Annotated in this window: 6 protein-coding genes; 2 read left to right on the top strand and 4 right to left on the bottom strand. The window is 71.2% G+C overall.

The window, feature by feature from the left end; all coding sequences use genetic code 11:
- The first annotated feature begins 241 nt into the window (after positions 1-241).
- A complete protein-coding gene (locus tag ACFP2V_RS37320; RefSeq protein WP_381220741.1) occupies positions 242-715 on the top strand; it encodes an RrF2 family transcriptional regulator in 474 nt (157 codons plus the stop codon).
- Positions 716-856: 141 nt separating this feature from the next.
- Here the strand turns inward: ACFP2V_RS37320 and ACFP2V_RS37315 are convergent, their stop codons facing one another.
- Positions 857-1696, bottom strand: coding sequence for an IS5 family transposase (locus ACFP2V_RS37315; RefSeq protein WP_381220738.1), 840 nt, complete (start codon positions 1694-1696; stop codon positions 857-859).
- Between the two features lie 11 nt (positions 1697-1707).
- Here ACFP2V_RS37315 and ACFP2V_RS37310 point away from each other — a divergent pair, with 11 nt between their 5' ends.
- Positions 1708-2787, top strand: coding sequence for an RICIN domain-containing protein (locus ACFP2V_RS37310; RefSeq protein WP_381220735.1), 1080 nt, complete (start codon positions 1708-1710; stop codon positions 2785-2787).
- A gap of 149 nt (positions 2788-2936) precedes the next feature.
- On the opposite strand, the gene ACFP2V_RS37305 is transcribed toward ACFP2V_RS37310, so the two are convergent.
- From ACFP2V_RS37305 to ACFP2V_RS37295, 3 genes are all read right to left on the bottom strand, one after another.
- Entirely contained in the window at positions 2937-4454 is a 1518-nt protein-coding gene (locus tag ACFP2V_RS37305; protein WP_381220733.1) for a carboxylesterase/lipase family protein, read from the bottom strand.
- Between the two features lie 223 nt (positions 4455-4677).
- Positions 4678-4875 (bottom strand): DUF397 domain-containing protein, encoded by a 198-nt coding sequence (locus ACFP2V_RS37300; protein WP_381220730.1) that lies wholly within the window; start codon positions 4873-4875, stop codon positions 4678-4680.
- The coding region (locus ACFP2V_RS37295) for a Scr1 family TA system antitoxin-like transcriptional regulator (protein ID WP_381220964.1) at positions 4875-5035 on the bottom strand (161 nt) is incomplete at its 5' end. The genes ACFP2V_RS37300 and ACFP2V_RS37295, both read right to left, overlap by 1 nt.

The following is a 5035-nucleotide window of genomic DNA, read 5'->3' as shown; positions in this document are numbered from 1 at the left end:
GGTCAGGGCGGCGTCCAGGCCGTCGCCGGTGGTCAGGTCCACGCCGAGTGAACGGCTGATGCGCACGACGTGGTATCCGGCCTGTTCCAGGGCGGCGACGGTGAGGGCCCCGATGTTCCCGGTCGCCCCGGCAACGGCGATTCGCATGGTCCGCATGGTGATCTCTCCTCTGTCTCTCGTGCTGCCGTCGAACGCTATCTCGGACTAAAGAGGTCCGCAATATCCGGGATAGGATCAGGCCATGAAGCTGCCTGTGAGTACGGAATGGCTGTTGCACTGCGCCACGTCGCTGGCGCAGCTCGAGTCAGGGGCCACCGTGTCGGCGGCACAGCTCGCCCAGTACTTCGACCTGCCGGCGGCCTATCTCGCCAAGCAGCTGCAGGCGCTGGTCAAGGCCGGTGTGCTGGCCGCGACGACGGGCCCGCGCGGCGGGTTCCGGCTGGCCCGGCCTGCTTCCGAGATCACGCTCCTGCAGATCGTCGAGGCGGTCGACGGCGCGTCCTCGCCGTACGAGTGCCGCGAGATCCGCCAACAGGGGCGGGGGGCACTGCCGGCCGAGGAGTGCCGGAGCCGCTGCATCCTCGCCGAGAAGATGGCCGAAGCCAACGAAGCCTGGCGGCACAGCCTCGCCGCGACCTCGCTCGCCGAGATCATCGCCGCACTGCCGCCGTCGGCCCCGTCCCGCACCCGCCTGCGCCTGACCGGGACGCCGTAGCGCATCCGCCGCCGCATGGAACGTCTTGGAGGTTGCGCAGCCAGGCGGCTGGTCAGGGCTGGCGGCGGGGGCGTGCGTCCCAGCGATAGGTGGTCCACGCTCGGCGGATCAGGCTACGAGCCCGCGCAGATAGGCGGGCTCTTATGAGCGTCGCTTCGGGCGGTCGTCCCAGCGGTGGGTGGTCCAGGCTTGGCGGAGCAGGCTACGGACGGTGATGATCGTGTCTGCGAGGTCGAAGAAGGCGTTGACGACGGCCGCGCGGCGCTCGTAGCAGCGGGCAAGGCGGTGGAAGGCGTTCTGCCAGGCGTGCGTGCGCTCGACATGCCACCGCTGACTGGCCTGGATCGGTGCCTTCTCGCCCTTGTGCGCGATCCGGCCGTGCAGGTTGCGGACGGTGAGTTCGGTGCGGGTCTTGTCCGAGTCGTAGCCGGCGTCCAGGTGCACCGTGATGTCGTCGGGCAACGGCCCGAGGTCGTCCAGTAGGTCCAGCGTCGGCGCGAGCAGTGGCGAGTCGTGGCGGTTCGCCCCGGCCAGGACCCGGCCGAGCGGAATTCCGTAACCATCCGTCATGCCCGAGCGTTTCAGGCCTTGTTTGCCGCGGTCGACGGGTGAGCGCCCGGCGACCTCGCCGCCGGGGGCTTTGGTGATGGAGCCGTCAACCGCGATCTGGTCGAGCACGAGCCCGACGATCCGGTCGTAGGATTCCAGCGCGATCTGCTTGAGCCGGGCGAAGAGGCCGAGCCGGGTCCACTCGTCGCGGCGGTTGCGGATGGTGGTCGCCGAGCAGGTCGTGTCGGCGATCGCCTGATAGGAGCAGCCGAACCGCAGGAGCCGCAGCAGCTTGTCGAAGATGATCCGGTCGCTGATGCGGGGCCGGTGGCAACCCAGTGGGTGGGACGGATCGACCGTCGGGTGCTCGGGCAGCAGGGCAGCGAATTGGTCCCGGAGCGGGTCGGTCAGCCATGATGGCAGCACGGGCACAGGTCCCCCCAGTGATCACAGAGCGTCGCAACTCCATGATCACGGAGACCTGTGCCCGCCTCGCTGCCCGGGTATCCCGCCCCGCCTCTCTGCGCGGGCTCTTACTCGCGCGCAGCACCCTGGCGGACGTCCTGCGCCGGGACGCACTGCCGCGGGCCGAGGTCGTCGCGGCGCTGGTACGGGCCTGCGGCCCCGAGGAGGACGTGGCCGAGTGGCTCGCCGCCCGGGAACGGCTCGCGGAGTGCGAGCGCCTCGCGGGTGCGGAGAGGCCGGAGGTATCCGGGGCCGGCGATGCGTCGGAGTCCGACCGAGTCCTGGAGTCCGACCGAGTCCTGGAGTCCGACCGCGTTCTGGAGTCCGACCGCGTCCCAGGGACGGGCCGTGCCCCGGAGGGCGAGGCTGCCGGTGGCGGTCGTACGCGTACCGTCCCGCTCGCCCCGCTCGTCGCGCTGGCCTCGCTCGGGACGGTCGTCCTGCTCGCCGTCGCGGCGGTGGTTCTGCTGCCGGACGGCGAACGGACGGGGGACTCCAAGGGCGGTGGCTCGGAGGCCTCCATGAATCCGGCGGCCACCCCCGTGGCGGCCGGGCCGACTCCCGGGTGGTCGCGGGTACGGCCGGTCGGGGCGCCGACGTTGTGCCTGACCGACGGGGAGGCCCGGGTGGACGGCGACACCAAGACGGTCGCGGTGCAGCGGCCCTGCGCGGAGGCGGTGCCACCGCGCACGTATCTCCAACGGGAGTCCGACGGCCTGTACATCATCAAGTGGGACCACCCGGACCACGGCGCCGGCTGCCTCACCGTCCTCGACGGGGGGCCGTTCCACGGGATGCTCGAACCCTGGCCCTGGAAAGCCTGCCAGGGTGGCAGCACCGCCCAACGGTTCCGCATCGAGCGCGCCCCCGGCGGCGGCACGGACCACTGGCGGTTCAGGCCGGCCCAGGACGCGGAACCCCTGTGCGTCGGCATCCGCGAGAGCGCCGAGGACCCCGACGGCTCCCAGGGCTCCGACAAGGCGGGCGCGGTGGCCGTGGCCCAGCGGTGCACCGTGCAGGACGCCAACGGCCAGGTGTTCATCATCGAGCCGGAATGACACGCCGACGCCGGACGCGTGCCCACCACCGAACCCGTTCCCCATCCGGCCTTTACCCCCTGCCCCTGCACCCCTGACCTGCCCCCACCGTTCCGCCGCCTTTCGTGGTCCCACCGGTGTCACGCTGCGCCCGGCCGCGTCGATCCGTGTCACAGCCGCAGGAGATCGAACGGGACTCCCCGCCACAGCGCGCGTACGTCGGAGACGGCGTCGTCGGCCAGGTGGTCGCCCGGAACCGCCCAGACCTTCACCGTGGTGGCGTCGGCGGTGACCGGAGGCCAGCCCGGGTCGCCGCAGGCCGCGAAGTCAGCCCATGCGCGAAGCATGCGCCGGGACAGGGCCCGGTCCTGTTCGTCGGGGGTACCGCCGATAAGGAAAGCGGCGCCGTCCGCGTCCAGGTTGCCGAACGCGAAGGGCACGTCAGCGGTATGCCAGGGCCTGGCTTCACCGCCCGGAGCGACGCGCCTGCGGGCGAAACGGGAGAGATACGCCCGGCCGCCGGCTCGCGCGTGGTACTCGGCGAGGCGACTGCTGCACTCGCCGAACACCGCGTCGCCGAAGAGCGCGAGGTACCGGTCGAGGACCGGAGCGTCGGGCATCAGCGCGCGGTAACCATCGACCAATCGGGCGGGAAGCCGCAACGCCCCGGTGAAATCGACGAGTTCCGCCTCCGAGGCGACCTCCCGCACCCCTCCGACCTCGTGCAGGAACCAGTACTCCTCCAGGGTGTGGCACACCAGGAGATCCACGTCGCGCGAGGCGCCGGCCGCCGCCGCTGAGAGAGGATCCACGGGCAGCACCTCGCCGTCGACGACGGGCTGGAAGACCACCGGGTCGAATGCCTGGATCGCCACTACGGGGTCGTCGGCGCACTGTCCCGCGACCTTGTCGGAGGCGGCCACCAGTTCCTGCGGCGAGGCGGAGAGCAGTCCGTCGCCCGTCGGGGCCACCCCGGCCTCGGCCGCGATCCTCGAAGAGATCGCCGCGGCGGCCTCGACGGCGAAGAAGCCGTGGGGCACGCTGTGGGCGACGGCCCTGCGGAACAACCCGCGCGCCTGCTCCATGGCCATCAGGCAGGCAACCGACCCCGCGCCCGCGGAGTGCCCGGCGACCGTGACACGGCCGGGATCACCGCCGAACGCGGCGATGTTCTCCCGAACCCAGCGCAGGGCGGCCACCTGGTCGAGCAGCCCACGGTTGTCGGGGAAACCCGGCACGTGGCCGAAGCCCTCGAAACCGACCCGGTAGTTGCAACTCACCACGACCACCCCGGCACGGGCGAGCGCGGTGCCGTCGAAATCGGGCTGGGCGGAGGAGCCGAAGGTGTACGCGCCGCCATGGATCCAGAACAGCACCGGCAGCGGCCCTCCGTCCGGCTGCCGCCGTACCCACACGTTGAGGGTGAGAACGTCCTCGTCCCCCTCGCGCCACCTCGGCGAACCGGGCAACTCCGCCGACTGCGGTGCGATGGGCCCGAAAACCGTGCAGTCTCGCGGTCCGCTCCAGCCGTGAACGGGCTGAGGCTCGCGGAAACGGCGGGGGCCGAAGGGCGCGGCGGCGTACGGCACGCCGAGGACGGCCACCACACCGTCGACCGGCCGCCGGCCGCGCACAGGGCCGCTCGTCGTCCGGAAATCCGACCCCGCCCACGAAGATGTGTCACTCATGCGCCACCAGCCTTCCACGGCCCTCTGCGGCTCCACGAGCGGTTTGTCGGCCCCGAACCGCGGCCGGTTCCCGATGCCGGACGCGGAGAGAACCATCTGGCCGCCTCAGGCGACCCGCACTACCGACCCCGGAGCGGTCCACGGCCGTGAGCAACGGAGAGTCGACACCGCGCCGATCCCCACCACCCTCACCCGAAGGCACGGGCCTGCGGGAATCGTGGCTCTAACTGAGGCCATCGCGGGCCAGGGACCGCACGAACACGCTCCACGCACCAGCCCGGACGTGAACCACCGGGCCTTCCGCCCGCTTCGAGTCACGTATGAGCGCGCCGTCGGCGGAGCGGACGCATTCCACGCACTCGGTGCCGCTGCCGCCGCTGTACGAGGACTTGAACCAGTCGGGCTCGGACGGTGCCGTCATCAGAACTCCTTGCTGATCCGGTCGATGAGATCGGCGGAGGACTCGAAGTCGAGTGCCTGTGCGCTCAGGTATTCGAACGCCAACCTATAACGCTCCAGTTCCTGCGGCTTCTCCATGAACAGCCCACCGCCGAGGAGATCCACGTACACCACGTCCAGTT

Source organism: Streptomyces incanus (genome assembly GCF_042656345.1).
Classification (GTDB): domain Bacteria; phylum Actinomycetota; class Actinomycetes; order Streptomycetales; family Streptomycetaceae; genus Streptomyces; species Streptomyces incanus.
The sequence above is the reverse complement of the archived record's forward strand: the minus strand, read 5'-3'. Positions and strand labels throughout refer to the sequence as shown.